Below are 26,967 nucleotides of genomic sequence, written 5' to 3'. Positions count from 1 at the left end.
AGCGAAGGGCCATCCGGGATTCGTTCCACGCGAGCGGTCGCGTGATGCAGTTGCTCCGGCCCCGGATTGCGCTTCGCTCCATCCGGGCTGCAACCAAATCGAGAGACTCGCAATGAACTAGCGGGATGGGCGGCGGTACAGCACCCATCCGTTGTGGCCCTCAATCGCTATCGCAAAATCTCGCGCAGCACCTCGCCATCGACCTGGTGCGGTCTGACGCCCAGGATCTGCATGATGGTCGGCGCGACGTCGAGATTGTGCATGCGTCGGATCGTGGTGTTGTTGCGGATCTGCGGGCCGGCGGCGATGAAGGTCGCGCTCATCACCGGCAGCTTGGGATCGTGGCCGTGGGCACCGTAGAAGTTTGGCATCGACAGCGTGGTCGTCGCCGCATTGAACGGAGCATCGCCGAGCCGGGCGACGCCGGGGCTCTGGATGCCGTCGAAATTGTACCCCGGGGCCATCAGCGCGAATACGTCGCCAAAGTCCTGACCGATGGTCTTGCTGGTGCACTGTCCGAGCCCGGCCTCGCATTGTAGCGGGCGGGTCTCGACCACCGTGAACAGCCGCCCGTCCTCGAGCGAAGCGTTGAATTTGGGGTTGGGATCGACGGCATTCCTCACGGCCTCGGTGATCTGCGTCACCAGCGACTTGTAGGTGGCAGGATCGACGGTGCCACCCTGTTCGCGCTGTTGCAGGTTGACGTAGATGTTGGCCGCCGGACCGGAGGTGCGGATCGCCACCTTGGTGGTGTCGATGCCGGCGTTCTTCAGGATATTGGCCATGCTGACCGAGGTGTGGAACGGCGCAAAGCCGTGGTCCGACACGACGATGACGTTGCTGTCCGGCCCTGCGGCATCGGCGATCCGCTTCACCGCCTTGTCCGCGGTCTGATAGGCGAAGCGAATGTAGGACTTGTAGCGGGCGACCTTGGCTGCGTCCTGGTTGGCCCCGATCGAGTTCGGGTCCTTCGGGTTGGTGCCCTGGCGCGGGTCGGTGAGCAGGAACTGATGCTCGGAGCCGTCGGGCTGCTCGATATAGACCATCACGAGATCGGCGTCGGGATTGTTCAGGATGGCGCGCTCGCCGATATCCGCCTGATAGCGCACGAAGGTCTTGACCATGTCCTCGAACATCGCCTCGATCTCGATGTCCGGGAAATTGGTGAAGCCCGGGCTCAGCCGCTCCGGAATGCGGAAGTCGGCCTGCGGACGCCAGAAGCCGATAGTGTTGTTGATGTCGTCGACGTCGGTCAGGACCGGTGCGTTGCGCGGAATGAAGTTGGCGCCGTAACGGGCGAAGCGCACCACCGAGAGATCGGGCGCGAGCTGCGAGACGAAGTAGGCCGCACCGACCTTGGCGCCGCTGCCGTCGAAGAAGAACGGCGCGTTCTCGCCACCGAACTTCGCATAGGCCGGTCCGGTCGCCGGGGGCTTGAACGGTCCAGCCGTAATGCCGCGCGTGGCGTCGAAGAACACAAGCGTGTCGTAGTTCACCCTGCTGTCATTGGTGGTGTCGAGCGCCGCTACCCGGATCGCATATTTGATGTCCTGGGTAGCCGCGTTGGTGCAGGTTGCGGTCGGAGCGGATGCGCATGAGAACGTCTCGATCGGCGCGGAGGTTGCCAGCACCGGGCTGAACGAGAAGCGGCCAGCCGCCTGGAGGGCCGTGGCCACGGCCGGATCGGCGGCGAAGTCCGCCGATGTGAGCGAAAAGCCCTGGGCGCCGATACCGCCGAATGCGCCGAACGGCACGGTGTAGTCGGTGATGCGGATCGGCTGGGCCGGTTGCACCACCGTGCCGTTGATCGAGATGTCGGCGCCGTCGCCGCCCGGCCACGTCGCAGTGACGACTTTCCTGCCCTGCTGGCGCAGTTGCACCCACAGCGGCAATGCCGTCGGACGCGGCGAGGGCCCGAGCGGGCTCTCGCGATAGCCGCCGATCGGCGCGGCGAAACCGCTGAGGCTCGACGTAACCGGCCCGACGATCGCCTGATAGGTGTTCGAGGGAATGTCGTTGTGGACGGCGGTCGAGCCGGTGGCGATCTCGATATGCGAGACGGCGGTAAGTGACGGCGACGCCGTGATGTTTTGCTGCGCCACCGCGCCATGGCGGCTCAGCCGCGCCAGAGCGCCGTCGCGCGGCAGTACGCCTTCGTCGATAAATTGCTGGATGAAATCGGGCTTTGCACCGTCGAGCGAGATGACGACTACCGGCGGCGAGCGGTGTCCGTGATGATGGTCGCGATCGTGGTCGCGATCCCTGGAATTGTCGAAGCCGCGGTCGCGGCCGTTGTCGTCCTGATCGGCGTGCGCCGGAATTGCGGTGCCAGCCAGCGATGCGGCGAGCGATATCGACGAGATCAGGGAGAAGAGCGCCTTCATGTCCACGTGGTGCCCCATGTTTCTTGCTGCGCAACCTGCGCGGGTTTGACCTGGAATGACGCGGGGATTATCGAGCGTGGCCCACGACGCGCGTGTGACGCCTCGGCGACGTGTGTGCGTCGTTGAGATAACGCGGCGTGGCTGTGGTCACGTCACACCGAAATCAAGGTCCCGGCCGCACAGACATGCGCATATGAGCCTTGAGCACTGCGAACTCGCTCGTTACGCTGAAGAAAAAGCGGGAGGAGACGCGTGAAGCAACTGCGGATCGGCGACATCACCATCGATGCGGTGATCGAGCGGGAAGGGCCGTGGCGGCGGCCGCAGGATTTCTTCCCGGCCTATGACGAGGGCGTGTTCGCCCGTCATCTGCCGACGATGGAGCCGGAGGTGTTCGATGCCGCGCGCGGCATGATGGTGATCACCTATCAGACCTTCGTGGTGCGCACGCCGCGCTACACCATCCTCGTCGACACCTGCACCGGCGAGGACAAGGGCCATCCGCCGCCGTTCGACTTTCCCGGCAAGGTGCGCTGGCGCAACGAATTGTTCGCGCTCGGCATCTCTTTCGAGCAGATCGACTACGTCTTCTGCACGCATCTGCACATCGATCACACCGGCTGGAATACGACCTTGCGCGACGGGCGCTGGGTGCCGACGTTTCCGAATGCAAAGTACGTCTTTCACAAGGGCGAGTACGCGGCCTGGGAGGCGGAGAATGCCAAAGGCAACAACCCGCCCGGCACCGTCTTCCGCGACAACTGCCTGCCGATCGTCGAGGCCGGGCAGGCGCTGCTGGTGGACGACGACTACGCGCTCGATGACACCGTCACGCTGACGCCGACGCCGGGGCACTCACCTTGTCATTGCTGCGTGAATATCTTTTCGAAGGGGCGCCGCGCGGTGGTCGCGGGCGATCTCATGCATCACCAGATCCAGTGCCGCGAGCCGGACTGGTCGGCGAAGCCGGATTGGGATGCCAGGCAGTCGGCGGTGTCGCGACGAAAGTTATTCGCCTCCGTTGCGGACACCGACACGCTGATCCTGCCGATCCATTTTCCGGCTCCGACGGTCGGGCTGATCAAGCCGCTGGATGGGGCGTTCGACTATCGGTTCAAGCGGGACTAGGCCGTGTACGCCCAAATCAGTCCTTTCCCGCCGTATTGATCACGGCCCGGCCGCCGTCGATATATGAAATTGGCGGCCATTATCGAACGATTTCAAGCGTGACATTGACCACGCCGATCTTGATCATTCCAAGGGCTGCGGCCGCACCCGATGTAACGTCGATGATGCGTCCATGAACAAATGGACCGCGGTCGTTGACTCTCACGATCACGGACTTTTTGTTCAAGACATTAGTCACGCGCAGGCGCGTTCCGAAAGGCAAGGACGGATGCGCCGCATGCAGCGCATGCTTGTTGAACCTCTCGCCGCTCGCGGTCATCTGGTCTTCCGAGTAGAAACTCGCAAGCCCAAACAGTGGGGTTTCCCTTCTGGGATGCTTTTTATGAAATGCATGCTGATGGTTGCTCTTCCGATGCGTTGCTCGCCGAATGTCGCCGTGAGCTTTCGGGCCTTGCCCTGCTGCGCGCTGACGCCGTCGCGGTGATTTCGTGGCAAGCGAGGGGAGGTCGTTGGCGTTTGGCGAACCGTTTGCGTCGCGGGTATGGTCATGCACTTCCAGTGGCGTTGCGCCAGGGACAATCGCCGACTTCGTTATTCGACCGAACTTCGCATGCGCAGAGTCAATTCCACCATCGAATGCGATGCATGATGCAGCAATCGCGGTAGCAGCGAGCAGTGCAGGTTGACCGCTCCATCGTTTCATGATGGCCCCCCCAGCGCCTCAGCTGGTTGGAGTAGTTCGGTTCCAGGAATTGCCGGCTTTGACATATGTCAACGTTGCCGTGGAAGGCAGCGGAGTTGCCATTTCGGTCAGCGCCCAGCCGACGCGCAACGAGAATTTGCCCAACTGCCCGCACATCGCCGCAAAGAACAGCCGCTGGCCTTGGGGAAGCCAGCGGCTCTGGCATCCCGCAAACCAATGGTGCAGGGCGCGTAGAGGTGGGCCGTGCGGCCCACCGAGATCAGATGCCAAGCGCGCTGGAGATTTCGCCGAGGGTTGCTTTCTCGGCGTCGCTGACCTGAACGCCCCCACCGAACCACCCTCCGCCTTCCGATGCAGCCTCAGCCGTCTTTTGACTAATCTGACGCAGCCAGCCCTTGAAAGCCGCGGCATCATCCGGAGCTTTCGCAGCAAGCAGCGCCGTGACTTCATGCAACGATGCGATTGTCTTGGTCTTGATCTCGGCCGGCGTGCTCTTGCCGAGCTCCGCCTTCAACCCGTCATGAGCCGCGGCCCGGCCGTCGCTCGTCTGGAAGTCGGCGACCACAGCCTTTACCAAGGGGTTGGCATTGGGATCGGTGGCCGCCTGGGCGAGCGCGGTGCCGCCAGCAAATGATTCCTTCAGAAGGCCAAACAATCCGCTCGGTTCGGCAGCCGTAATGGCCATTCCAGCATTCATCGGGCTTCTCAGGAGGAGCGCCCATTCATCCTTGGTGAAACTGGTCTTGTCGGCCATGGAGTCTTCTCCTTTCATCTTGCAGGACGGGAGGGTGGGAAACACGTCCCGTCCTGAAGTGTGGCGAGTTTATTGCGTGTGACGTCTCTGGCTTTCAGGCTTTCGCCAACTGGTCGAGCTTGGCACGAAGATTGTCGATCACTGGCTTTGCGATCGTGCCGGCCGGTGTCGCCGAGACCTTGTCGCACATCTGATTGATGGCCGGCGCCGCCGCGACGATCAGCTTGGCAAGCGCGCGTCGCGCTTCCGGAGAAAGCTTGGCAGCTCGTGCCGTGACGCCATCCAGCTGTGAGATGGCGTCGTTGATCTTCGGCAGGGCCGCCTGCGCGCTAGCTTCATCGGTGATGGTCGGCAGTTGAGCCTGCAGCGTACCAAGGGACGAATTGACCTGGTTCGCCAGATTCACGCCGTCAACGGTCAGATCCGCGGGCGCCATGCCCACAGTTCCGGTTGAGGGCCGCGTAATGTTTGTACTCTGAGCGACCGTCGGCTCGGTCGGACGCTGAAGCGCATATATGGCAAGCCCGGCAACGATAACGAGCGCGGCGAGCCAATATGGCCATTGCGACCGGCCGGCGGCCATGGCGGCCTGGCTCGCGCCAGTGGCGCCGGAAACGCCGGCGATCCGGCTCCCTGTGGCGGCGGCCGAGGCCATTCCACTGCGTGCCTTGTCGATCAGGCCCGCGGCGCCGAGTTGATCACTGAGGCCCGATGGAATCGCCGCCATGATCTGATCTTTCTGCGAGCGCAGAAGCGATGCCAGTCCGTTTGCATCCATCCCGGCGTCATGCTGCTGCTTGCCGAGCATACCCAGGACCAGCGGCCCGACCACGGCGAGTAACGACTTGCCGCCGCCATCGCCCATTCCCGCGAAACTCCCGATCGCCTGGGCCATGGTATCCATGGTTCGGCCTCCAAGCAGTCCGGACAACATGCTCGAACCCGTCTGAGCCAGGTCCGGGGCGCCGGCGTTGCGCAACATATCCATGGGATTGCTGCCTTGCTGTTGTGACAGCAGTTTTGACAGTTGATTGGCGCCGGCCGGGGTTCCGACCAGATCCGACAGGCTGGCCAGTATTGTCGGGATGGCCGCTATTGCGGCCTTCTGCGTCGCGCTTCGGTCCATCCCAAGAAAGGAGGAAATCTGCGCAATGACTTCAGGGGTCAGGAGCTGTTGTGCAGCTGAAATGAGATTGACGGCCATGGCGGTCTCTCCACTACGTTGCAGGTCTGTTGGTTGCCCCCTAATTCGCGAATTTGATGTGACAGGCGTCGATGGTTCCGAACGTCGCCTATCGCCCAAGTTGAGATTGCATCGATAGTTCGACTCCTTGATCCAGATCAAAGGTCTTCGGTACAGGGCAAATGCGAAGAGTTCGGCGCGAGATATCCAGTGCGCTGCGGCCCATCAGGCGGACCTGGTTGAGAGGCATCGATATTTCGCTGACGGGCCAGGATTGGCTATCGGCTCCGAGCACCGCAATGCCCGCTAGCGGGCATGATGACGCGCAGTGGGATTGTACCAGAAGACAATTGTTCGTCGCGCGGACATCCACGTTACTGGCAGTGCGCGGGTGGGCTGCGGTCCGCGCCTCGATGACGGTCCCGGAACCTCACACTCAACCCAAGTCCGGGGCCGTCGTTTGGATAATCCAAATTGATCAGAAGGATCGTCGACCGCGTATCGAACTTCGCCAGTTTCTTGCTCGCAAGCCCTGGATGCGGGCGCGCGGCGCTAGCTTGCCCGCGCTGCGGATGTGAAGCCTCCCGCGAGAACGTTCAGCGGGGACGAGCTAGGGGATGCTCTCACCTGAATTGCGAGCAATGCGGAAAGACCAGTGATATTGCAGGATGGCGGCTGCAGGGTCTTTCCGAGCAAGGCTCAGGGCCACTTATCGGATGAGTTATGTCCGCCGGCCCGGGGCGAGCGCAGAGGTGCCGATGTGGGCACGAGGGACTCGTTCGCCGCTTTCGTCGAGCGACGACGCAGGAGCTATGAAGCGTCGCAAGCGTCTCCCGTCTCCACATGAGCGGCGGTCGAACCGGAAAGCTTGGATGATCCATTTGGAGGAGGCGGCGATGCGGATGCTCCGTTGGCTAATCCTGGGCAGTGCGGCGATCCTGGCGATCGCCTCGGCTACAGCCCAAACCTACGATCCCAGCCACCCCGTCTGCCTTCAGAGATGGGAGTGGGGTGGCAGCACCTATTTCGAGTGCGCTTATACGTCATGGGATCAATGCCGAGCGTCTGCGATCGGACTTTCCGCGATGTGCGTGGACAACCCGTATTGGCAGCGACCGCAGGCGAGGCTATCAGGCGGCCGCTTGCGTTCATCAACCCCGTACTGATGCGCCCGGCGACAGTCTCCCAAGCGCAATTTTCGCGCGCAGCATTTCCGTTGCTATTCGATCACCTCGTCGGCTCGGGCGGACAGCGTCATGGGAATGTCGAGACCAAGAGCCTTGGCGGTCTTGAGGTTGATATTCAGGATCACATCCGTCGTCTGCTGGACGGGAAGCTCCGCCGGACGGGCCCCTTTCAGAATGCGATCAACATAGCTTGCAGCACGTTGCCATAGTTTGAAAAGGTTGGCCGAGTACGACATCAGTCCTCCTCTCTGAGCCGAGTCGCGGAATGGATAGATCGCCGGCAAGCGCCGCTCTGCAGTGAACTCGATCAGGCGGGGAACGAGGGGTATCAGCGATGGATCGTCGGTGACGACGAGACCATCGAAGCCTCTCTCCCCAAGCGCGGCGAAGCTGTTGTCGATGTCCGCGCGCCGTATCGAGAGAGCCGTCAGCTCGATACCGAGACCGGGCGCCGCTTTCTGCATGAGTTCGACTTGGTTGGCGGTCGTCGGATTGTCAGGATTCCACAACACTGCGACACGGCGCACTTTCGGTGCCGCCTCCTTCAGCAGTTCCACCCACTTGACACCGTATTCGCCCGAGAGCTGCGACAGCCCGGTGATATTGCCGCCTGGTCGGGCAAGGCTTGCCACAAGACCGGCTCTGACCGGATCTCCGCTCATGCAGACGATCGGCACCGTGGACGTTGCACGTTGCGCAGCCTGCGAAATTGGTGTGCCTGGAGTCACGAGAACATCGACGTTGAGCGTGAGGAGTTCAGCGATCAATGCGGGAACGCGCTCCGGCTCTCCGTCGGCGTAGCGTTCTTCGAGCAGCAGGTTGCGCCCCACGACATATCCCAGGTCCGCAAGTCCCTGACGGAAGCCGGTCTGGTAGTACAAGTCCGTCCCGCGAACGCCACCCCAGACATAGCCAACCCGCGGCACCGCGGGTTGCTGCGCGTGGGCCGCGAGGGGCATGACGGTCACCGCAGCGCCGAGAAGCGCGACAAAATTGCGGCGTTTCATTCGGTCACCTCGCGACGCCCTACCGCTGCAATATGCACCCGCGCGGGCGAGGAGTCAGGTCGATACTTCCGGGCTAAAGACCCCGCCGCGGCACACGAGCCGGCGATCAAGTCGCACCACATTTGCGGGCGCGCCGGAATCGTTCGCTGCTTTTGGCGAGCGACGACGCAGGAGGAATAAAACGCCGCAGAGCGTCTCCTTTTTCCATACGACGCGGCAGTAGAAAATTCCGGAATGGCCGTCGAACGACAACACAAACTCGTCGGCAAATATGTAGTACGGCGTGGAAATGCGGGCACCCAAGGCGTTGATATCGCGCACCAAGCACGGATGAGTCCCGTGAATTTCACCAAACGATAGCCGCGCGGCCCGGTTGATCGGTATGCGCTTCATTGCACGACGTTCGATCATGGCGAGATGCTCCCAATGAAAGACGATCGCACTCGACGAAGTCACTTTCCCGGTCCCGCCGATATCCGGAAAACGGCAATTCCCGCACGTTGATCTGTGCGGCTCACGCTAACAAGCAGCGTTGTTGTCTTATTAAAATTGGATCGAATTGGTGGTTAATTCGAACGGCTTGACGACGATGTTACCAGAGGACGTTCGTGCTTTCGACTTGGCCCGGCCATCTGATCTGTGCCGCACGGACACACATATGTGGATGCCCGGGACAGGCCCGGGCACGACGGAGTTGCAGAGTGTCCGTGCAGCAGTGGCGAACCAGCAGCGATCAGGCGCCGACTTCGCACTTCTTCATGAAGCTGTTCTTGGCGGCACCGGCAAGCGGCTTGCCGTCGGCGCTGACGGCCTTGGGCGTGCAAGCGTCGGCCTTGCACTTCTTCATGAACGAGGTCTTGGCGGCGCCGGCGAGTGCCTTGCCGTCCTTGCCGACCGCCTTGCTCTCGCAGGTGTCCTCCGCGAAGGCCGAGCCCGCTGCAAAGGTGGCGACGATCGCTGCGAGAAAAATCCGCTTCATCATGGGTGTCTCCCTAGGACAAAATTACCGAGCGGATTGGAGCCGCGAATCGTGGCGCAATCAAGCAGGATCGATGCGCGCCACGACCGATGTCGCGGATTTTTCCATTCATCTGCGGTTCAGATTCCGCGCGCGAGCAGTGTCTTGAAATCGGCCCGTGCGCGTTGCGCCTCGGCCTTCGCGGCCGCGGAAGCATCGCCAAGGCCGAAATAGCCGTGGATCAGGCCGGGGCCCTCATGGTGCTTGACGCGGACGCCGGCGGCCTCCAGCGCCCGTGCATAGGCCGTGCCTTCGTCGCGCAACGGATCGAACCATGCGGTGGTCACGATCGCGGGCGCGAGCCCTTTGAGCGAAGCGGCGCGGAGCGGCGAGACCCGCCAGTCGGCGGCACCCTTGGGATCGGCGAGATAGTGGCCACAAAACCATTCCATCGTCGCGCGTGTCAGAAAATAGCCGTCGGCATTCTCGGTACGTGACGGATAGGGCGCGTTCTCGCGCGCATCCGCGTAGCCCCCGACGACGTCGGTCACGGGATAGACCAGCAGTTGCGCCGCGAGCGTGATGCCGGCGTCGCGGCAGGCGATCGCGGTGGCGGCTGCGAGATTGCCGCCGGCGCTGTCGCCGGCAACGCCGAGACGCTTTGCATCGCCGCCAAATTCCGCGACGCGGTTGAAGATGTCACTCGCAGCGGCGAACGCGTCCTCGAAGGCGCCGGGAAAGCGCGTTTCCGGCGGGCGCCGATAATCGACGGAGACGACGACCGCGCCGGTTTCGATCGCGAGATTGCGCGCCTGCCGGTCGTGGGTTTCGAGATCGCCCGCGACCCAGCCGCCGCCGTGGAAGAAGACTACGGTTGGCGCAGGATTGGGGCCGACGCGATAGACACGTGCATCGAGCGGCCCGGCGCCGCCTTTCACCTTGATATCCTGCACCGTGTCGACGGGGGGCGGCGGCACATCCGCACGCGAGGCAGCCAGTGCGCGCAAGGCATCGCGCGCGCTCTGTGGCGTCATCGTGGTGGGATCGCGCAGCGGCAGCAGCGGAATGATCTGGGCGATGACGGGATCGAGCGGTGCGGGCATTTGCAGGTCCTCGCTGGGTTCTTGGTCTTGCTTGCGGGGTAGCATAGATTTGGCGTACCGCATCGGCAACCGGTTACGCGTTACAATTGCAATGCCGCGGAATGAACGGTCAGGGAGGTCAAGAGTTGGAATTCGAAACGCTGGTCCAGTCGCGCCGCAGCGTGCGCGGTTTCAAGCAGCAGCCGGTGCCGCGCGCGGTGATCGAGGCGATCATCGAGAGCGCCAAGCGCGCGCCGTCGTCGATGAACACCCAGCCCTGGCATGTGCATGTGCTCACAGGCCCTCCGCTTGAAGAGTTGCGCCGCCGCAACATGGAGGAGATGGTCGGCGGCGCCAAGGTCAAGCGCGATATCATCAGCCATGGCGAATACCAGGGCATTCATCGCACCCGGCAGGTCGACATCGCCAAGAAGCTGTTCGGCGCGATGGGGATCGAGCGCGACGACAAGCCGATGCGGCAGGACTGGGTGCTGCGCGGCTTCCGCCAGTTCGACGCGCCGGTCTCGCTGGTGCTGACCTATGACCGCGTGCTGGATCCCGGCGCGGTCTGCCATTTCGATCTCGGTGCGCTCTGCTACGGCATCGTGCTCGCGGCCTGGGACCGCGGTCTCGGTTCGGTGATCAACGGGCAGGGCATCATGCGCTCCGACATCGTGCGCGAGGTCGCGAAGATTCCGGAAGACGAAGTCATCATGACATGTGTGGCGATGGGGTATCCCGACGACAGCTTCGCCGCGAACGCCGTGCGCTCCGATCGCGAGGGCAACGACGATTTCGTGCGTTATGTCGGCTTTGCCGACTAGTGCGGGAAGTCACTGATGCGCACAGCCGGCTGACGCTGCGAGCCGACTAACGCGGAGAGCCGGCTGAGGTGGAGGAGAGGAGATTATTCTCTCGTCGATTTTTTTGATGCTGAGCCGTTGGTGGCCTCTTGCAATCTCGATCGCGCGGGAGGAACAATACGCGGAGTGAAAGGTTTGTTGCTGGCGCGAGGGAATCGACATGCGGCGGCTGGCTAGCCTGGTTCGACGGTTCTTCGGTCCGCGACAGCGGTATCCGATTGATGATGATCCAAATCTGCCCTTCACACCCGATGAGCTCGGCAAGCTGATCCGGAGTGGCAGACGCGAGGACATGAAGCTGCTTGCGGAAGGACTGGCCTCCCGGTCGATTCCGCACCGCGCCAAATACCGGGCCACGCACTAAGCGCGGTTCGTGACGAGGTCCTCGCTGCGGGATCGCCCAGCCTGCGCGGTCATCGCGTGAGCGCAACCTCCTTGAACGAGGTTACGAGCGCCTTCTCGAGTTTTCCGGTCATCCCGCAAAGAATGTTGTAGGCCTCGGTGCGCGGCATTGTCGGCTTGTAGTGCCGGTGTTCGATCAGCGCGGCGAAGATGTCCGAGATCGTCAGAATGCGGACGATGTCATTGATGCTCTCGCCGCACAGCGCGTCGGGATAACCGCTCCCGTCTAGATATTCGTGATGATGCCGCACGGCGTCGAGAATCTCGGGCGAGATTTTCTCGTGATCCTTCAGAAACTCGTAACCCGCTGCCGGATGCTTCTCGATCATGGCGCGTTCGTCGGTGTCGAGGCGGCCGGGCTTGTCGAGGATCGCAAGCGGAATCTGCGCCTTGCCGATGTCGTGGAACATGGCTGCGGAATACAGCCGCTCGAGATCGGTTCGTCCGACGCCGAGGCTCAGTCCGAAGTCGATCGCCACGCCGGTCACGAGCAGGCAATGCTGGTAGGTTCCCTCATGGTGACGCCGCACCGTGGCAAGCCATTCGGACAGGCTGTGCTCGGTGATGCGGTCGGCGATCCTGCGGCCCGCTTCCTTCGTGCCGTCGACGTCGAGGGGCTCGCCGAGCGTGACGGCCGTGAACATCGACGCGATGGCGGTCGCCGCGGCTTCGACGGCGTTGTCCGGTTGCGCTGCGTCACTTGAGCCAGCAGAGGCCGGTTCGGCCGGGTCAGCCAGCGCTGCCAGCAGCTTGCTCTTGTTGAGAGCCCCAGGAAGAACGAGGGTGGCGCCGAGTGCGTAGGCCTGCGAGATGCCGACGTGAGACGAGTGCTCGACGAGGAAGATGCGCTTCGTGGCTTTCGCCAGCTTGCCGGCGCGCTTCTTGATGGCCGCGATGGTGCCGACGTCACGCAGCTCCGCGCGAACGACGACCGCGAATGGCACTTGTGACAGCTTGGCTTCCGCATCGAGTCGTTCGCCGGCGACGGTAAATTGCCGTTCGAGGGCCGAGCAGACGCCCGCCAGTTTGTCGGACGAATCGGCCAGCACATGCACAAACGGGCGAATCGCTTCCGTCATTCGGACGCCGCCGTCGTTTTTGGCGGGGCTGGATATGGTTCGGGCACTCTGCACGGCGGACCGGACTATGATGACGTTGAATGAGCTCGATGAATTCTGGAGCCTATTTGCTCGGCGTGGAGTTTGGCGCGGCGGCCGCCTTTGCGCTCGCCGGCTTCTTCTTGCCGTCAGCGGTGATGAAGTGCACGCCGGCCATGGTGCCGTCGATCCACACCAATTCGCACCGCCGGTAGGCAAGCCCCGTCGATGACAGCAGCATGAAGAATTCCTTGGCCTGGAGCACGTCGAGCGTCCCTTCGACCTCGATCTTGGCGCCACTTTGCGACACGTCGAGCAGGAAGCAACTACGTCGCCAGGTGCCGTCGGAGCCCATCAGATTGACGGCCTGCTTGTGATCCATCCGTACGCGAAGCGCCTTTCGACCGTCGAACCTCATCGGTTAACCCCCATTTTTGTGCCGCGATGTCCCGCATCGCTTGGGTTGGCACTCGCTGCAATTTCCCCCCAGCGCACTGTCCATTGGCTGGTCGACAAGAGAAGCGTTTCGAAAATCTGCTGCGCCCGTTCGCGCTCGACGAAGGAGAGCCGTGAGCCGCTGCGGTTGCTCAGGATCGCAAGCGTAGTGGCCCAGTTCAGCCGTGCGGCCCGGCAGGCCATGACGAGGCCCTCGCAATCGTCATCGGTCATGACATGCTCGACGATCTCGATCGGAGCGCCCGAGAGCACCGAGAGCGCCGTGAACAGATTGGCCGTCTCGCCGCGGATCGTGAAGCGGTTGACGGTGGAATCGTTGAGCTTGCCGACGCGGCTGAGGGCGACGATCTCCGGCCTCGCGCTCGCATAGTCGGCCGGGCAGGGCAGCTTGGGCGGAACCGGCGCGGCGTGTTGTGCGGGCGGAATGGTGGATGCGTTGGCCTTGGCCGGCGCCTTCGGGGCCGGCGCCTTCTGGGAGAGCAGCTTCCGGACGACCAGGTCGGGCGTGTCGGGCCGCAGCACCAGCGCCTTGGCAATCTCGCCGTCCGGATCGGCCCTGGCGATCAGCGCGGCGTAAGCTGCCTCGGAGAATTGGGTTCCCGGGTTCTTGATCAGCGCAAGGCAGATCGGGCCGCCGCGCTTGATCAGCGCCTCGGCCACTTCAGGCTCGATCGAGTTGCGCGCGGCGATCGCGCGTTGATGCCGCTCGTCGCACGAGGCCGCGATCGTCGCGAGATCGGTGGCGGAGAATGCCTGCGATTTGACGAGGACAGGACAGGCCACGTCCGGATCGGCGTGTGAGGCAAGGCGCAGCAATGTCTCGGGCGGGGCGACCTTGAGCTCGGCAAGCGCCGTGCTGAGTTGAACGAGCGCCTTGGCCTCGACGCGTTCCGTCAAGCGCAGCAGAACGCCGTCAACCACCCCAGCGAGCAATTCCTGAGGCCGGTCGGGGCTACCGGTGAGCAACTGCACAATGCCCGAGAGGATGCGAGCACAGCGGTCCGGCGGGCAACTAGCGACCGCCTGTTCCAGCTCAACCAGAATATCAGCAGGCAAATTTGCCATCATGGCAGGGGCCTGACTCAAAAAATCGCGACTATCCAATGACCTTCATTGCGCCTGACAGGCGTTAATTTGAAATTTAGAGCTTGATCGATGGGGTATCAGCGCACCGCTGGCGGCGCTGGAAACGCTATCGAAATTCGGCGAGACTCGATGCGGCGACTTGTCCTTTGAACGGGACCCTCGCCAACTGAACGAGACGAATTAGGATGATTCTTTCGGTCGAACGGGACAACCGAAAGGGGGAAACTCGGACCGGCATCGCCGCCGGACGCGCGTTGGTTACGACGCGACGTTTCACATTGCCATGAACAGTATTGCGCCCAGGGTATTTCGCTTCTCCGACGTCGACGAATTTCGGAATGCCATACGAGGCCTGAATTTCGAGTTCACGCCCTTCGTACGGAGGATTTCGGCCGAGCAGACCATCCTGTCGCTGCCCGGTTGCGACGTGAATTTCACGCGGGCGTTTCCCCGCGTCGTCGACGCGCAGCTCGTCGAGAATTGCACCGCCATCGGATTCACGATGGATGAGCTCAACGTGCCCATCCGCTTCAACGGCTCGCAGCGGGCACGACCGGTCATCGTGATCGGCAGCGGCGGCGCCGCCTACACCACCATCGAGGAGGTGGAGCGGCAAATTGCCTCGGTGGTGTTCAGGCCGGAGGTGACGGATCGCGGCTGGCCGCACGCGACATCCAGCTTCAAGATATTTGAAACGACGGCCGCGAGCCTGAACCGGCTGCGCAGCCTGGTCCGGGAGGTGCTGGCTGCCGCGTCGGAGCCGATCGGAGGCGCGGACGTGCCGCTGAAGGCTGCAGCCATGAAGGAGTCCCTGCTTGGCGCCGTCGACGACGCGTTCGAAAGCGTCGTTGCCGCGCGATGGACCCTGCGTCCCAATGACGAGCGCAACTTCAGGATCTTCCGGGAGATCCGAGCGCTTCTGTCCGACGACCTCTCGCAGCCGATCTACAGCGAGGAGATTGCGCGCAAGCTCAACCTGTCCGTCCGCACCCTGCACGACGTCGTCCGCCGCTATCGCGGCATGAGCCTGCATCGCTATTTGCGCCTGCGCCGGTTGTGGCTGGTGCGTCAGCGCCTGCTCGCCGGTGCCGACAGCGTCAAGGCCGTCGCACTGGCGTTCGGCTTCTGGCATCTCAGCGACTTCTCCAGAAGCTATCGCGACCAGTTCGGCGAGACGCCGTCGCAAACGCTGGAGCTCGGACGACAACGGTAGCGCGGCAAATCGGTTGAGGCCGTACCGCCATTTCGTGCTAGCGTCCCGGCCATGAGCAATCGCATCCTCGTCCTCTACGGCTCCTACCGTTCCGACCGCATGGGCGTCCGCCTTGCGAATTTCGTCATCGATCGCCTGCGCCAGCGCGGCGAGGAGGTCGAGTTCATCGACGCCAAGGCGATCGGCCTGCCGATGCTCGATCGCATGTACAAGGAATATCCCAAGGGGGCGGCACCCGAGGCGCTCGAGAAGCTGGCGGGGCAGATCCGCGGCGCCGACGGTTTTGTCTTCGTCACCGGCGAATACAATTGGGGCATCCAGCCCGGCCTGAAGAACCTCACCGATCACTTCCTGGAAGAGTGGTTCTGGCGCCCGGCCGCGATCGTGAGCTACTCCGCCGGCCGACTGTCCGGCGCACGCGCCTCGACCGCCTGGCATGGCACGCTGTCGGAGATGGGCATGGTCGTGGTGTCGAGCACCATCGGCGTCGGCCCGATCGCGCAGACGCTGTCGGCCGAGAGCGAGCCGATCGGCGAGGGCGGCAAGGCACTGGAGCGCTCGTTCCCGCGCTTTGCCGATGACCTGCTGTGGTGGATCGAGGCCGCCAAGGCGCAGCGGGCCCGCAAGGCGCCGCCTTATTAAGCTGACTAGGCGGCCCTGACCTCACCGAGGAAGCGGTCGAACTGGCCGGCGAGATCGCGCGACTGGGTCGAGAGCTGCTCGGCGGCGCCCAGCACTTCCCTCGCGGCCGCACCGGTGTCGTCGGCGGCGCGCTGCACGCCCGATATGTTGGTGTTGACCTCCTGGGTGCCGCGCGCGGCCTCCTGCACGCTGCGGGAGATCTCCCGGGTTGCCGAGCCCTGTTCTTCGATCGCAGCCGCAATCGCGGTGCCGATCTGGTCGATCTCGGCGATGACGTCGGCGACGTTGCGGATCGCGTTCACGGTCTCGTCGCTTGCGGACTGGATCGCGGTGATCTGCTCGGAGATTTCGGTGGTGGCCTTGGCGGTCTGGCCCGCCAGCGACTTCACCTCGGATGCGACGACCGCAAAGCCGCGGCCGGCGTCGCCGGCGCGGGCGGCTTCGATGGTCGCGTTGAGCGCCAGCAGATTGGTCTGCTCGGCGATGCTCTGGATCAGCGTGACGACGTCGCCGATCTTCTGGGCGCCCTCGGCGAGCGCGCGCGCCGTGTCGCCGGTGCGGCGGGCGTTGTCGACGGCGCGGGCCGCGATCTCGGTGCTTTGTGCCACCTGCCGGCCGATCTCGGAGATCGAGGAGGTCAGCTCTTCGGTCGCGCTAGCGACCGTCTGCACGTTGGTCGAGGTCTGCTGCGAGGCGGCGGCAACGACCGCGGCCTGGCTGTTGGTCTGGGCCGCCGTCGAGGTCATCGACTGCGCCGTGCTTTCCATGGTGGAGGAGGCGCGGGAGAGGCCGCCGACGAGCTCGGTGACCTTGGCCTCGAATGCACGGGTGAGCCCGTCGAGCGCCTGGGCGCGGCGCATCTTGCCGTCGTTCTCGGCCTGCTTCTCCGCCGCGAGCCGGTCGGCCCGGATCATGTTGTCCTTGAACACCTGGACGGCGGAAGCCATCGCCCCGATCTCGTCGGAACGCTCGGCACCGGGGATCTCGTCCGCAACGTCGCCGTCGGCAAGGCGCGACATCCGCGTCGTCAGGCTGACGATCGGAGCGCAGACGCGGCGGCGGACCATCACGATCAGGCCGGCGCTGGCGATCAGCACGGCGAGGAGGCCGGCCAGCGCGATGGTGAAGCTGGTGCGCGCGGCGGAGGAAGCGCCGGCGAGGATCTGCTCGGCGTTGTCGTAGAAGGCGTCGCGGACGCCGATAATGGACCCGAGGCCCTTCTGGGACGCTACGTAGAAGGTCTCGACATCGTGTTCGTATTTGCCGCTGACGGCGCCGTCCTTGACGAGCTTCATCTCGCGGCCGAATTCCTCGACATAGTTCGAGTTCATCGTCTCCAGCGCCGCGGCGACGTTAGCCGGAGTTGCCGCATTGCCACGCAATTCCATCAGCGACATCACGATCTGGTCGTTGCGGCCCTGCATGCGGGCCATGTCGGCCTTCTCGGCGTCGTTGGCCACTTTCTTCGCGCCGACGAGGTTCTTGTGCACGCTGGAATTGAGGCCGCCGACGTCGCGCAGCGTCATGGCGATGTTGGCGTAGTTGGACTGGCGGTAGGCGTCCCCATTCAGGATCGCCATGCGGCGGACCTGCTCGTTGAGCAGCGCGGTGACGCCGGCATTGAGCACGGCATTGTCGGCGACGACCTTTTTGGCGGCGTCCTTGCGGGCATCCGCAGGTCCTGCGATCGCCTTGTCGATGGCCTCGCGGAGCGCGGTGAATTTCGAATTGATCGCGTCGATGTTGCTGCCGATGGTGGCACCGTCGTCGAACGGGCCAGGCAGCTCCTTGCGCAGCGCGTTCATCCGGTCGCGGGCGCCGTCGGTCTGCTTGCGCAGCTTGTCGTGCTCGGTGAGCTGCGCCGGATCGACCGTCGCTGGCCCGTAGAGGATGTTGGTGGCGAAGCCGCGCTCGGGGTTGAGGTAGCGCGGGATGTCGCTGGCGGCGCGGACGATCGCGAGTCGTCCCTGCGCTTCAGCGATCCTGTCCATCGTCTGGTACTTCGTCACGGCGACGTAGACGGCGAGGCCGCCGCCGACTGTCGAGAGCGAGACGATGGCGGTGGTCAGCAGCGTACCGATTTTCATGATCTGTCCGGCAATTGGCGCGGGGAAGAAAATTATTCTGCGCAAACGATAGGCAGCCGGTGTTAATCCGGAGTTTACGCTGCCGGCCGCCATGCTCCGCCTGCATGCGTCCATTCGTCTAGGCGTAGGTCGCGCTAGCGCGCCGGCCGATCGAGCCTGGCGAGCATCTCCAGCGTGGCACCGTCGCGCTCGCCTGCGAAATATCGGGCAAGCGCCTGGTCGAAGACGGGTTCGTCGGAGACCGCGCCGAACAACGTCATCGACGAGCGGAATTTGGCGTCATCGGGCGCGCCGAGGATCGCGTTGATGGTTCGTCCCTCGACGGCAAGCACGAGCGTGGTGCATTCAATGAGTCGCGGACCGAGTACGGGGTGGGCGAGGTAGGCTCTGGCCTCGGCGCGCGAGCCGATGGCGTAGCGCTGCGACATGGTGCTGAAGCCGAGGCCGGCGATCTGCGGGAAGACGAACCACATCCAGTGAGTCTGTTTCCGGCCCCGGGCCAGCTCCCCCTGGACGTCGTGAAAAACCGGGTCCTGGGCCCCGACAAAGCGCTCTAGGTCGAAAGGATCGGTCATTGGATACCTCAAGGGGGGGCTTGCCGGCCGCGATTATGCCTAAGTTTTGGCTCCCAATGCGATAGCTGGTATAGAGTCTCCGGACGGGGGTTGGGCCCCTCCGGGGGTTGATTTGGGGATCTGATGGTTTCCGACCGCGCAAGCGCCGAAAGGCTGTTGTCGCGCCGCCGTATTGGGCGAGCGGAGACGATACTGCTGTCTTTGGCAGCCGTCGCGCTGGCACTGGGAGCGGCCGCCTGGGTCGCTGACATGGGCGATTCGACGCCGCTGGTCACCGCCTCACTGCCTCCGGCCACCGCACTGCCTCCGGCCAATGGCCCTTCGTTTGACGACCGTTTCGCTTCAGTATCCAGCAGCCCGCCGGCCCGTGACTTCGGCCTGCGGACGCTGGAGCGCTCCGCGGTGAGCGTGGTCCAGCTCAAGCTGCGCGACGCCAAGGCGATGCTGGCCCAAAAACTCCAGGGCGACGACTGGCGCTCGACCCTGACCGGCTCGACCCTGACCGATGACGACCGGCACGTGGTTGACGAGACGAGGCCGTCGCAGCGCGCCGACGCCATCCCGGTGCCGCGCTCGCGCCCGGCCCAGGCAGACCTCGCGTCCCAGATCGCCTCGAGCCAGGCCTACGCCGAGACCAATCCCAGGGTCGACAACCGCAATTTCTTCGAAAAATTCACCGACAAGATCAAGCTGGCCTCGCTGACTCCCGGCGACGGCCTGCTCAGCAGGGCGCCTGATCTCGCCGCGCTCGGCTACGATTCACGCACGGCGGTCTATGACATCAAGGCCAAGGCGCTTTACCTGCCGAGCGGCATCGCGCTGGAAGCGCATTCGGGCATGGGCGCGCTAATGGACGACCCCGACCATGTCGACCAGCGCATGGTTGGCGCGACCCCGCCGGCGACTTACGATTTGAAGCCGCGCGAAAAGCTGTTCCACGGCGTCCGTGCCCTGCGCTTGACGCCCACTGACGGCACCAGTGCGCTCGGCCGCGTCGGCCTGCTCACCCATAACTACATGCTCGGGCCACGCGGCGACTCCAATGGCTGCGTCTCGATCAAGGACTATGATCGCTTCCTGAAGTCCTGGGACAATGGCGAGTTCAACCGCCTGGTCGTCGTGCCTAGCCTGCGCGGATCGGCGACCGTCTCGCAGCGCGCGAGCACCGACTCCTGATATTTGCTGGACGGCGGGGCTGCCGTTTCCCCTTCGTTAAGCCGACCTCGTCCAGAAGCAGCCCATGAGTGATCCCCAAAGTTCCGAGACCCCGCTGCGTACGACGTTCAAGATCAAGCTGAACGGCGACACGCTGGCGATTGCGACCGTCGGCCAGGCCTATCAATTCCTCACCAACTTCAAATCGGTCGAGTGGATGGAATTCCGCTCGCTCCATGAAGAGGCGGTCGCGGCGCTCGAGGGCGCCGCCGACAACGCCATGCTCGCGGTGCAGGCGACCAACGCCGTGCGCGCGCTGTTCGTGAGCGCGAAGCTGCTCTGAGCGGCCTTTCAACGCGCTCTCGTCGCCCGGATTGCGCTGCGCTCCATCCGGGCTATGGACGCCGGCAGGCCTTCCGCTCTCAGCTTGAACTCCGCTATAGGAACGGGCAAACGGTCCGCGAAGACCGTGGCCAGACCCCGATATGTTTGAAACTTACCTGCAGGGAGAGACCCCAACATGAAACGCCGTACATTCCTCAAGGGCGGCGCGGTCGCCGGCGCGACGACGCTGGTTGCTGCACCTGCGATTGCGCAAGGCGCGCCCGAGATCAAATGGCGCCTGACCTCGAGCTTCCCCAAGTCGCTCGACACCATCTACGGCACGGCGCAGACCTTTGCGAAATACGTCGCGGAAGCCACCGACAACAAATTCCAGATCCAGACCTTTGCGGCCGGCGAGCTCGTCCCCGGCCTCCAGGCGCTCGATGCCGTCAGCGTCGCGTCCGTCGAGATGGCGCAGACGCCGCTGTATTTCTACATCGGCAAGGAGCCGGCGCTGGCCTACGCCACCGGCGCGCCGTTCGGCATGAACCATCGCCACCAGGAATCCTGGTGGTATTTCGGCGGCGGCGCCGAACTCACCAACGAGGCGCTGAAGCCGTTCAAGACGCACGCCATCCTCTGCGGCAATTCCGGCACCCAGATGGGCGGCTGGTTCCGCAAGGAGATCAAGACCGTCGACGATCTCAAGGGCCTCAAATTCCGCATCGCCGGCATGGGCGGCCACGTGCTGGCCAGACTCGGCATCGTGCCGCAGCAACTCGCCGGCGGCGACGTCTATGCGGCGCTGGAGAAGGGCTCGATCGACGCCGCTGAATTCGTCGGTCCCTATGACGACGAGAAGCTCGGTTTCCAGAAGGTCGCCAAGTACTATTACTTCCCCGGCTGGTGGGAAGGCGGCGCGATGCTGCACATGATCGTCAATGACGAGAAGTGGGCGAGCTTGCCGAAGCAGTACCAGGCGATCGTCAATCAGGCTGCCTCGGCGGCCGGTGCCTGGATGCTGGAGAAATACGACAGCGTGAATCCGGCAGCGCTGAAGCGGCTGATCGCCAACGGCGCGGAGCTGAAGGCGTTCCCGCAGCCGGTGCTGGAAGCCTGCTACAACGCGACCCAGGAGCATCTGAACGAGCTCGCCGCCAAGAGCGATTTGTTCAAGCGCACCAAGGAAAGCCACGACGCCTATATGAAGGAGCTGCTGTTCTACACGCAGATCGCGGAAAACTTCTACGACAACTATCTGCTCAGCAAGATGCGGAATAAGACTTGATGACGAGCGGGGCGCGATGACTACGCCGCGCCCCGCTCTCGTAGGGTGGGCAAAGGCGCACTTGCGCCGTGCCCACGTTCTTTGCGTCACGTGCAATGGTGGGCACGCTTCCGCCTTCGCTCTTCGAGCTACGGCGGACAAGTCGCTTTGCCCACCCTACGGCACCTGTCGTGTGGCGCCTTACGCCGCACCCAGCCCCAGCTTCGCGTAGATCCGCCTTGCATAGGCGCCGAACGCGTCGGTCGTCTTGAGCGGCAGGTCGCGCGGGAAGGGCAGGTCGATCGGGAAGTAGTCGGCCATCTTCGCAGGCCCCGCCGTCAGCACGGCGCAATGCGAGGACAGGAACACGGCTTCCTGGATCGAGTGCGTGACGAAGATGATGGTCTTGCCGCTCTCGCGCCAGATCCGCAGCATTTCCAGATTCATCTGCTCGCGCGTCAGGGCGTCCAGCGCCCCGAACGGCTCGTCCATCAGGATCAGCTTTGGATCGTGAATGAAGGCCCGCGCGATTGCGGTGCGCTGCTGCATGCCGCCCGAGAGCTCTCGCGGATATTTCTGCTCGTAGCCGGCAAGCCCGACCAGGTTGAGCAGATCGCGCGCCCGCTCGCGCGCGGCCTTGATCGGCAGGCCAACGATCTCGGCCGGCAACAGCACGTTGTCCAGGATGGTGCGCCACTTCAGCAGCAGCGCTTGCTGGAACACCATGCCGATGTCGCGGGTCGGATCGAACGGGCTTTTGGCATTGCCAATTCTGATGGTGCCGCCGTCGGAGCTGTGCAGGCCGGCCAAAATCTTCATCACCGTGGTCTTGCCGCAGCCGGAGGGGCCGACCAGCGAGACGAGCTCACCTTCCTGCACGTCCATCGTGACGTCGGACACCGCCAAGAACTCGGCGCCGCCGCTGCGATAAACCTTTCGGACGCCGCTCAGGCTGATGAAGGGCTCGGCGCTCATGCCAGCCATTTATTCAGATTGGGGGCGACGAACGCATCGTCGCCGAGGTCGGCGTGCTCGCGATAGACGCGGTCGATCTCCTCCTTCTGGCCGGGGCTGAGGCCCTCGTTCGGGTCGAGGCACCACAGGCCCTGCATCAGGCCCTGACGCCGCAGCACCTCGTGGCAACCGGCGATGCAGCCGTGAAAATTATTGGCGACGTCGAAGAAGGCGCTGTTGCAGTCGGTGACGCGGGCATCGAGGGCGAGCAGATCGGCCGGCACGGCCTCCTTGTGCCGCGCCGCCTTGCAGCGCTCGAACTGTTTGATGGCGCTCGCGGTCCACACCGACCAATGGCCGAGCAGGCCGCCTCTAAAATAGGTGCGCGTGGTGATGCCGTTGTCGCGCAGGTCGAACGGCAGCATCAGGTCGAGCAGGATGTGGTCGTCATTGCCGGTGTAGAGCGCGACGCGGTCGAGCGCACCGGCCGCCGCGACGCCGCGCAGCACGTCGAGCGTGCGATAGCGGTTGAACGGCGCGATCTTGATCGCGATCACATTGTCGATCGCGGCGAAGCGCTGCCAGAACCGGCTCGACAGGATGACGCCGCCGACGGCCGGCTGGAGATAGAAACCGACCAGCGGGATCTCGGCGGCGACCGCCGTGCAATGCGCAATGATCTCATCCTCGGAGGCGCTCTTCATCGCGGCGAGGCTGAGGAGCCCCGCGTGATAGCCGATATCGCGCGCGGTGCGGGCCTCAGCCGCTGCCTGCCGGGTCGGGCCGGCGAGGCCCGCGACCATCGCCAGCGGACGCTTGGTCCAGTTCGCAGCGGTCTCGGCGGCGAGCTCGAGCACGGGACGGTAGAGGCCGACGTCCCGGATCGCAAATTGCGTGGTGTGGACGCCGACCGCAAGGCCGCCCGAGCCGGCGTCGATGTAGTAGCGCGTCAGCGCGCGTTGATGCTTCTTGTCGAGCTGGCGCTCCGCCGTGAGCGCGAGGGGGTGCGCCGGCAGCACGGTGCCGTCGGCGATCAGCTTGCGGACGTCGCTGTTGATCTGGCTGTGGTGCATGATGTCCTATCCGAATTCAGGGCCGGCGACGGCGAATGGCGTATCCTTGGCAGCGGTGGTGGCGGGGCCGAACCGCATGCGCTGGAACGGCCGCTCGATGGTCCAGCCCGAGGCGGTCAATCCGTCCAGGAATGCGGCTTGCGACGCAACGGCATCGATCAGAATCGGGCCGGTCTCGGAGCGCACGATCGCATGAACCAGGGCCAGCGCTGGCGCGGCATTGTTGGCAAGCAACGGTCCGATATGGCGCGCGGTTCGGCCGTCGCGAACCAGCGCGATGGCGCCATGTGCGGCGACGATGCGCGAGCCGGAGCGCAGGGCGATGGCGGCGAGGAGCGCGGTGCGGTCGAAACCGGTGGCGCGCCGGTCCCGCGCTCGCAGCGCATCGATGGTCGCCGATGAAGGCGGTGGGGCTTCGGCTCGCCCGGATTTCACCAGCTTCAGCCGGCGCAATTGCAGCGTCGGCGTGAAGCCGAGCGGGCCGTAGACGGCGGCGCCGTCGGGCGTCGCGTCGAGCCAGCTCGTCAGCCCGTTCTTGCGCGCGGTTTCCAGGCAGGCATCGACGAGACGGGTGGCGAGGCCGCGGCGGCGATGCGTGCCCGATACCAGCACCATGCTGATCCAGGCGTTGTTGCCGGAATAGGGCAGCAGCGCCGCGGTCGCGACCAGCCGTAGGCCGTCGCGAATACCGAACACCACGCCCTCGTGCAGGAAGATTCGCCAGTCCTCCTCGGTCTGGTTCCAGTGCGCTTCCGTCGACAGCACCAGCCCGGCGATCGCGTCGTCGACGGCGAGCTTGAGGATGGGCGGACCGTCAGTAGCGTCCATCGCGCACCTCGTATTTGGTGGGCTTGCCGAGGCTTGGCATGGCGCGGGACACCCAGTCCGCGGTCCAGGCGATCAACTGTTCGGTGTCCACGACCGGCAGGCCGAACAGCTCGACAGCTTTCGACGTGTCGGTGAGCCAGGCCGTCGGCTCTTCCTTGCCTGTCAGCACCGGCGCGCGGCCGAAGCGCGCGCCGAATTTTGCGGCGAGATCTCGTACCGCCAAAATCTCGTGGCCGCTGACGTTGATCGGCGAGGTCGGCGCCGTGCAATGCGCAAGGCAGCGCAGCGCCTGCGAGGAAGCATCGCCCTGCCAGATGAAATTGACGTGGCCGAGACTGACATCGATCGGCGTTCCCGTGAGGACCTTTGTCGCGATATCGTGCAGCACGCCATAGCGCATGTCGATCGCGTAATTGAGCCGGAACAGCCGGCCCGGCGTCGAAAACTTGCGCGAAAAATACTCGAACATGCGCTCGCGGCCGACGCAGGACTGGGCGTATTCGCCGGGCGGATTCGGCGCCATGTCCTCGGTCGCGCCTTTGCCGTCGACGGGGACGAAGGGATAGATGCAGCCGGTCGAGAACGCCACGATGCGCGACGTCGGGAAGGCCTGTGCGACGAGGGCCGGCACATGCGCGTTCATCGCCCAGGTCAGCGACAGGTCGCCCTCGGCGCCGAACTTGCGGCCGGCCATGAAGACGATGTTGGGCGCCTTAGGCAGCGCTTGAATCGCCGTCTCGTCCATCAGGTCGCAATTGATCGTCTCGACGCCGCGCGCCTGCAGCCAGTCCTTGACGCTGGGGTCACTGAATCGCGCGACGCCGATGACGCGGCGATCGGGTGCGGCGGCTTTCGCGAGCCCCGCCAGCGTCGGTCCCATCTTGCCGGCGACGCCGAGGATCATGATGTCGCCCTCGACCTTCTTGATGTCGTCGATCAGCGCCTGGGTCGGCCGGCACAGAAGATCGTCGAGGGCTGCGATATCCGGGATCGTCTTCGGCAGCGTCTGGCGGGTGAGCAGCATGGATCGGTCCTTGTCGTTAGTTCTGCCTGGCATCGCCGACCACGAACATGCGTTCGAGCGCGAGGACCAGGCCGTAGAGAGCGACGCCGAGCAGGGTCAGCAGCACGACGGCCATCACCATCGCGGGCGTGTCGAGCGACGACTGCACCTGGATCATGAGATAGCCGAGCCCGCGCTCCGAGGCGATGAACTCGCCGACGATGGCGCCCGCCACCGCGAGGATCGCGCCGACCTTCATGCCGGAGAACACGTAAGGCAGCGATCCCGGCAACTGGATCTTGCGGAACAGCGTCCAGCGCGAACCGCGCAGCGATTTGACGAGGTCGAGCAGGTCCGGCTCGACCTCGCGCAGGCCGCGCGCGGTGGTCAGCAGGATCGGGAAGAAGCAGATGCTGAAGGCGATCAAAATGTTCGGCACGATGCCGTAGGAGAACCAGACGATGAAGAGCGGGCCGAGCGCGACCTTCGGGATCATGTTCATCGTCACGAACAGCGGCAGCAGCACGAGGCTCAGCAGCGGTGCCCAGCTGAAAATCACCGCTAGCGCGACGCCGACGAACGCGCCGAGCGCGAAGCCGCCGAGGATCTCGATCGCCGTGACCAGCGTGTTGGCGCCCCAGGCATAGCTCGCGGTGCCCAGCGTCTGCACCGTCGCGAGCGGGGAGGGCAGGATGAATTTCGGCACGTGGAAGGCATCGACCGCGACCTGCCAGAGCACGAGCACGGCGAGATGCACGATCAGGATGATCGCAAAGCTGCGCGAGGTGCTTGCCCCGTCTCCCGCCACCGGTTGCTCCCTGTCACTGCGGCGACGATGCCGCTGGAAGTTAAGCCTAGCCGGCCTTTCGGAAAGTTTCAACCAGTTGGTTGATTAGGGCCGGAGCGAATGCAGCAAGAGGTCGACGACATGCCTGCGGCGGGCGCGCCTTGCCGCCCGGCTCGAGAGGTCCTTGCCGAAGATCGCCGACAGCGTCGGCGTGTTGGAGAGATAGAAATAGCTGAGGCCCGCGATGGAGATATAGAGCTGGATCGGATCGATCCCCTTGCGGAACACGCCGGTGCGGACGCCCTCGTGGAGGATGTGGGAGACGCTCTTCACCAGCGGCGAATGCATCGCCTCCAGCCGCGTCGAGCCGCGGACGTGGCGGGCGCCGCCGCGGTTCTCGTCGTTCAGGAGCACGATGAAATCGGGGTTTGTTGCGAGGTAATCGAACGAGGCCTCGATCAGCTTCCGGATCGCCTTTTCCGACGGCAGGCCTTCGAGGTTGAGCTGGCGCTCCTGCTCGCGGATATCGGCGTAGACCCATTCGAGCACGGCGAGATAGAGCGCGTCCTTGTCGCCGAAGTAGTGGTAGACGAGCTGCTTGTTGACCCCCGCGCGCTCGGCGATCTCGTCGACGCGGGCGCCGGCAAAGCCGTGCCGGGCGAACTCCAGGCGCGCCGCGGTGAGCAGCTTCTTTCGGGTGGCGACGGGATCGCGCCGCTGCGGCACGGTGTCGCCTGAACGTTTTGCGGGCATTTCCAACCAGACAGTT

The 26,967-nt window shown here is 64.2% G+C and carries 27 protein-coding genes; 8 read left to right on the top strand and 19 right to left on the bottom strand.

Annotated elements, in window-relative coordinates; genetic code table 11:
* Window positions 1-167: 167 nt before the first annotated feature.
* The gene (locus AB7Z56_RS24930; RefSeq protein WP_231144922.1) at window positions 168-2,402 is read right to left on the bottom strand and encodes an alkaline phosphatase family protein; all 2,235 of its coding nucleotides are present in this window, start codon (window positions 2,400-2,402) and stop codon (window positions 168-170) included.
* Window positions 2,403-2,636: 234 nt separating this feature from the next.
* Between AB7Z56_RS24930 and AB7Z56_RS24925 the strand changes: the two genes are divergently transcribed.
* On the top strand, window positions 2,637-3,512 hold the full coding sequence (locus AB7Z56_RS24925; RefSeq protein ID WP_063983613.1) for an MBL fold metallo-hydrolase: 876 nt from the start codon (window positions 2,637-2,639) through the stop codon (window positions 3,510-3,512).
* A 79-nt stretch (window positions 3,513-3,591) separates the two neighbouring features.
* Here AB7Z56_RS24925 and AB7Z56_RS24920 read toward each other — a convergent pair whose 3' ends face one another.
* From AB7Z56_RS24920 to AB7Z56_RS24910, 3 genes are all read right to left on the bottom strand, one after another.
* The gene (locus tag AB7Z56_RS24920) at window positions 3,592-4,215 is read right to left on the bottom strand and encodes a septal ring lytic transglycosylase RlpA family protein (RefSeq protein ID WP_354075822.1); all 624 of its coding nucleotides are present in this window, start codon (window positions 4,213-4,215) and stop codon (window positions 3,592-3,594) included.
* 259 nt (window positions 4,216-4,474) lie between these two features.
* On the bottom strand, window positions 4,475-4,969 hold the full coding sequence (locus tag AB7Z56_RS24915) for a hypothetical protein (protein WP_063983612.1): 495 nt from the start codon (window positions 4,967-4,969) through the stop codon (window positions 4,475-4,477).
* Between the two features lie 94 nt (window positions 4,970-5,063).
* A complete protein-coding gene (locus tag AB7Z56_RS24910) occupies window positions 5,064-6,173 on the bottom strand; it encodes a DUF937 domain-containing protein (protein ID WP_063983611.1) in 1,110 nt (369 codons plus the stop codon).
* Between the two features lie 647 nt (window positions 6,174-6,820).
* On the opposite strand from AB7Z56_RS24910, the gene AB7Z56_RS24905 reads away from it, so the two are divergent.
* Window positions 6,821-7,318: a DUF3551 domain-containing protein gene (locus tag AB7Z56_RS24905; RefSeq protein WP_321576634.1), complete on the top strand. Its 498-nt coding sequence runs from the start codon at window positions 6,821-6,823 to the stop codon at window positions 7,316-7,318.
* 53 nt (window positions 7,319-7,371) lie between these two features.
* Here AB7Z56_RS24905 and AB7Z56_RS24900 read toward each other — a convergent pair whose 3' ends face one another.
* The 4 genes from AB7Z56_RS24900 to AB7Z56_RS24885 form a co-directional block, all read right to left on the bottom strand.
* Window positions 7,372-8,346 carry an ABC transporter substrate-binding protein gene (locus AB7Z56_RS24900; protein WP_063983610.1) on the bottom strand — a complete coding sequence of 325 codons (975 nt, stop codon included), beginning with the start codon at window positions 8,344-8,346 and terminating at the stop codon, window positions 7,372-7,374.
* 54 nt (window positions 8,347-8,400) lie between these two features.
* The gene (locus tag AB7Z56_RS24895; RefSeq protein ID WP_063986409.1) at window positions 8,401-8,757 is read right to left on the bottom strand and encodes a PilZ domain-containing protein; all 357 of its coding nucleotides are present in this window, start codon (window positions 8,755-8,757) and stop codon (window positions 8,401-8,403) included.
* Between the two features lie 322 nt (window positions 8,758-9,079).
* Complete coding sequence (locus AB7Z56_RS24890) at window positions 9,080-9,328, bottom strand: hypothetical protein (protein ID WP_063983609.1); 249 nt, start codon at window positions 9,326-9,328, stop codon at window positions 9,080-9,082.
* Between the two features lie 116 nt (window positions 9,329-9,444).
* Window positions 9,445-10,407 carry an alpha/beta hydrolase gene (locus AB7Z56_RS24885; RefSeq protein ID WP_063986408.1) on the bottom strand — a complete coding sequence of 321 codons (963 nt, stop codon included), beginning with the start codon at window positions 10,405-10,407 and terminating at the stop codon, window positions 9,445-9,447.
* A gap of 125 nt (window positions 10,408-10,532) precedes the next feature.
* Here AB7Z56_RS24885 and AB7Z56_RS24880 point away from each other — a divergent pair, with 125 nt between their 5' ends.
* Complete coding sequence (locus AB7Z56_RS24880) at window positions 10,533-11,210, top strand: nitroreductase (RefSeq protein ID WP_063986407.1); 678 nt, start codon at window positions 10,533-10,535, stop codon at window positions 11,208-11,210.
* Window positions 11,211-11,662: 452 nt separating this feature from the next.
* Here AB7Z56_RS24880 and AB7Z56_RS24875 read toward each other — a convergent pair whose 3' ends face one another.
* The 3 genes from AB7Z56_RS24875 to AB7Z56_RS24865 are packed head-to-tail and all read right to left on the bottom strand — an operon-like array spanning window position 11,663 to window position 14,272.
* Window positions 11,663-12,784, bottom strand: a complete 1,122-nt coding sequence (locus AB7Z56_RS24875; protein ID WP_441256462.1) for an HD-GYP domain-containing protein — start codon at window positions 12,782-12,784, stop codon at window positions 11,663-11,665.
* Between the two features lie 49 nt (window positions 12,785-12,833).
* Window positions 12,834-13,166, bottom strand: coding sequence for a PilZ domain-containing protein (locus AB7Z56_RS24870; RefSeq protein WP_028152715.1), 333 nt, complete (start codon window positions 13,164-13,166; stop codon window positions 12,834-12,836).
* Complete coding sequence (locus AB7Z56_RS24865; protein ID WP_063983606.1) at window positions 13,163-14,272, bottom strand: DUF2336 domain-containing protein; 1,110 nt, start codon at window positions 14,270-14,272, stop codon at window positions 13,163-13,165. The genes AB7Z56_RS24870 and AB7Z56_RS24865 overlap by 4 nt, the downstream gene beginning before the upstream one ends.
* Before the next feature lie 301 nt (window positions 14,273-14,573).
* On the opposite strand from AB7Z56_RS24865, the gene AB7Z56_RS24860 reads away from it, so the two are divergent.
* Together AB7Z56_RS24860 and AB7Z56_RS24855 are read left to right on the top strand one after the other, a co-directional pair.
* Window positions 14,574-15,503 carry an AraC family transcriptional regulator gene (locus AB7Z56_RS24860; protein ID WP_063983605.1) on the top strand — a complete coding sequence of 310 codons (930 nt, stop codon included), beginning with the start codon at window positions 14,574-14,576 and terminating at the stop codon, window positions 15,501-15,503.
* A 51-nt stretch (window positions 15,504-15,554) separates the two neighbouring features.
* On the top strand, window positions 15,555-16,145 hold the full coding sequence (locus tag AB7Z56_RS24855; RefSeq protein WP_063983604.1) for an NADPH-dependent FMN reductase: 591 nt from the start codon (window positions 15,555-15,557) through the stop codon (window positions 16,143-16,145).
* Window positions 16,146-16,150: 5 nt separating this feature from the next.
* On the opposite strand, the gene AB7Z56_RS24850 is transcribed toward AB7Z56_RS24855, so the two are convergent.
* Window positions 16,151-18,232 carry a methyl-accepting chemotaxis protein gene (locus tag AB7Z56_RS24850; RefSeq protein WP_231144926.1) on the bottom strand — a complete coding sequence of 694 codons (2,082 nt, stop codon included), beginning with the start codon at window positions 18,230-18,232 and terminating at the stop codon, window positions 16,151-16,153.
* 134 nt (window positions 18,233-18,366) lie between these two features.
* Window positions 18,367-18,807, bottom strand: coding sequence for a DUF1810 domain-containing protein (locus AB7Z56_RS24845; RefSeq protein ID WP_063983602.1), 441 nt, complete (start codon window positions 18,805-18,807; stop codon window positions 18,367-18,369).
* A gap of 192 nt (window positions 18,808-18,999) precedes the next feature.
* Between AB7Z56_RS24845 and AB7Z56_RS24840 the strand changes: the two genes are divergently transcribed.
* The 3 genes from AB7Z56_RS24840 (at window position 19,000) to AB7Z56_RS24830 (ending at window position 21,574) form a co-directional block, all read left to right on the top strand.
* A complete protein-coding gene (locus AB7Z56_RS24840; RefSeq protein WP_063986406.1) occupies window positions 19,000-19,983 on the top strand; it encodes a DUF2778 domain-containing protein in 984 nt (327 codons plus the stop codon).
* Between the two features lie 64 nt (window positions 19,984-20,047).
* On the top strand, window positions 20,048-20,305 hold the full coding sequence (locus tag AB7Z56_RS24835) for a hypothetical protein (protein ID WP_014495671.1): 258 nt from the start codon (window positions 20,048-20,050) through the stop codon (window positions 20,303-20,305).
* Between the two features lie 177 nt (window positions 20,306-20,482).
* Window positions 20,483-21,574, top strand: coding sequence for a TRAP transporter substrate-binding protein (locus AB7Z56_RS24830; RefSeq protein ID WP_063983601.1), 1,092 nt, complete (start codon window positions 20,483-20,485; stop codon window positions 21,572-21,574).
* 180 nt (window positions 21,575-21,754) lie between these two features.
* On the opposite strand, the gene AB7Z56_RS24825 is transcribed toward AB7Z56_RS24830, so the two are convergent.
* From AB7Z56_RS24825 to AB7Z56_RS24800, 6 genes are all read right to left on the bottom strand, one after another.
* On the bottom strand, window positions 21,755-22,537 hold the full coding sequence (locus tag AB7Z56_RS24825) for an ABC transporter ATP-binding protein (protein WP_063983600.1): 783 nt from the start codon (window positions 22,535-22,537) through the stop codon (window positions 21,755-21,757).
* A complete protein-coding gene (locus AB7Z56_RS24820) occupies window positions 22,525-23,580 on the bottom strand; it encodes a dihydrodipicolinate synthase family protein (RefSeq protein ID WP_063983599.1) in 1,056 nt (351 codons plus the stop codon). Before AB7Z56_RS24820 ends, AB7Z56_RS24825 begins: the two co-directional genes overlap by 13 nt.
* A gap of 6 nt (window positions 23,581-23,586) precedes the next feature.
* A complete protein-coding gene (locus AB7Z56_RS24815) occupies window positions 23,587-24,408 on the bottom strand; it encodes a GNAT family N-acetyltransferase (protein ID WP_063983598.1) in 822 nt (273 codons plus the stop codon).
* The gene (locus AB7Z56_RS24810; RefSeq protein WP_441256461.1) at window positions 24,395-25,432 is read right to left on the bottom strand and encodes an NAD-dependent epimerase/dehydratase family protein; all 1,038 of its coding nucleotides are present in this window, start codon (window positions 25,430-25,432) and stop codon (window positions 24,395-24,397) included. Before AB7Z56_RS24810 ends, AB7Z56_RS24815 begins: the two co-directional genes overlap by 14 nt.
* 16 nt (window positions 25,433-25,448) lie before the next feature.
* Window positions 25,449-26,219 carry an ABC transporter permease gene (locus AB7Z56_RS24805; protein ID WP_063983596.1) on the bottom strand — a complete coding sequence of 257 codons (771 nt, stop codon included), beginning with the start codon at window positions 26,217-26,219 and terminating at the stop codon, window positions 25,449-25,451.
* An 84-nt stretch (window positions 26,220-26,303) separates the two neighbouring features.
* Window positions 26,304-26,951, bottom strand: coding sequence for a TetR/AcrR family transcriptional regulator (locus tag AB7Z56_RS24800; protein WP_441256460.1), 648 nt, complete (start codon window positions 26,949-26,951; stop codon window positions 26,304-26,306).
* Window positions 26,952-26,967: the final 16 nt, after the last annotated feature.

The organism is Bradyrhizobium sp. 482_C4_N1_8, from assembly GCF_052075965.1.
Classification (GTDB): domain Bacteria; phylum Pseudomonadota; class Alphaproteobacteria; order Rhizobiales; family Xanthobacteraceae; genus Bradyrhizobium; species Bradyrhizobium barranii.
Note: the sequence above shows the minus strand (reverse complement) of the source record. Positions and strands in the feature narration are given on the sequence as shown.

Excerpts from the sequence above, each read along its gene's own strand:
- AB7Z56_RS24895 (WP_063986409.1), bottom strand. The coding sequence starts at position 8,757 with ATGATCGAACGTCGTGCAATGAAGCGCATACCGATCAACCGGGCCGCG.
- AB7Z56_RS24865 (WP_063983606.1), bottom strand. The coding sequence starts at position 14,272 with ATGATGGCAAATTTGCCTGCTGATATTCTGGTTGAGCTGGAACAGGCG.
- AB7Z56_RS24800 (WP_441256460.1), bottom strand. The coding sequence starts at position 26,951 with ATGCCCGCAAAACGTTCAGGCGACACCGTGCCGCAGCGGCGCGATCCC.
- AB7Z56_RS24915 (WP_063983612.1), bottom strand. The coding sequence starts at position 4,969 with ATGGCCGACAAGACCAGTTTCACCAAGGATGAATGGGCGCTCCTCCTG.
- AB7Z56_RS24850 (WP_231144926.1), bottom strand. The coding sequence starts at position 18,232 with ATGAAAATCGGTACGCTGCTGACCACCGCCATCGTCTCGCTCTCGACA.
- AB7Z56_RS24910 (WP_063983611.1), bottom strand. The coding sequence starts at position 6,173 with ATGGCCGTCAATCTCATTTCAGCTGCACAACAGCTCCTGACCCCTGAA.
- AB7Z56_RS24860 (WP_063983605.1), top strand. The coding sequence starts at position 14,574 with ATGAACAGTATTGCGCCCAGGGTATTTCGCTTCTCCGACGTCGACGAA.
- AB7Z56_RS24815 (WP_063983598.1), bottom strand. The coding sequence starts at position 24,408 with ATGGACGCTACTGACGGTCCGCCCATCCTCAAGCTCGCCGTCGACGAC.
- AB7Z56_RS24855 (WP_063983604.1), top strand. The coding sequence starts at position 15,555 with ATGAGCAATCGCATCCTCGTCCTCTACGGCTCCTACCGTTCCGACCGC.
- AB7Z56_RS24810 (WP_441256461.1), bottom strand. The coding sequence starts at position 25,432 with ATGCTGCTCACCCGCCAGACGCTGCCGAAGACGATCCCGGATATCGCA.
- AB7Z56_RS24930 (WP_231144922.1), bottom strand. The coding sequence starts at position 2,402 with ATGGGGCACCACGTGGACATGAAGGCGCTCTTCTCCCTGATCTCGTCG.
- AB7Z56_RS24825 (WP_063983600.1), bottom strand. The coding sequence starts at position 22,537 with ATGGCTGGCATGAGCGCCGAGCCCTTCATCAGCCTGAGCGGCGTCCGA.
- AB7Z56_RS24845 (WP_063983602.1), bottom strand. The coding sequence starts at position 18,807 with ATGACCGATCCTTTCGACCTAGAGCGCTTTGTCGGGGCCCAGGACCCG.
- AB7Z56_RS24835 (WP_014495671.1), top strand. The coding sequence starts at position 20,048 with ATGAGTGATCCCCAAAGTTCCGAGACCCCGCTGCGTACGACGTTCAAG.
- AB7Z56_RS24900 (WP_063983610.1), bottom strand. The coding sequence starts at position 8,346 with ATGAAACGCCGCAATTTTGTCGCGCTTCTCGGCGCTGCGGTGACCGTC.
- AB7Z56_RS24920 (WP_354075822.1), bottom strand. The coding sequence starts at position 4,215 with ATGAAACGATGGAGCGGTCAACCTGCACTGCTCGCTGCTACCGCGATT.
- AB7Z56_RS24820 (WP_063983599.1), bottom strand. The coding sequence starts at position 23,580 with ATGCACCACAGCCAGATCAACAGCGACGTCCGCAAGCTGATCGCCGAC.
- AB7Z56_RS24905 (WP_321576634.1), top strand. The coding sequence starts at position 6,821 with ATGGCGGCTGCAGGGTCTTTCCGAGCAAGGCTCAGGGCCACTTATCGG.
- AB7Z56_RS24885 (WP_063986408.1), bottom strand. The coding sequence starts at position 10,407 with ATGCCCGCACCGCTCGATCCCGTCATCGCCCAGATCATTCCGCTGCTG.
- AB7Z56_RS24830 (WP_063983601.1), top strand. The coding sequence starts at position 20,483 with ATGAAACGCCGTACATTCCTCAAGGGCGGCGCGGTCGCCGGCGCGACG.
- AB7Z56_RS24890 (WP_063983609.1), bottom strand. The coding sequence starts at position 9,328 with ATGATGAAGCGGATTTTTCTCGCAGCGATCGTCGCCACCTTTGCAGCG.
- AB7Z56_RS24870 (WP_028152715.1), bottom strand. The coding sequence starts at position 13,166 with ATGAGGTTCGACGGTCGAAAGGCGCTTCGCGTACGGATGGATCACAAG.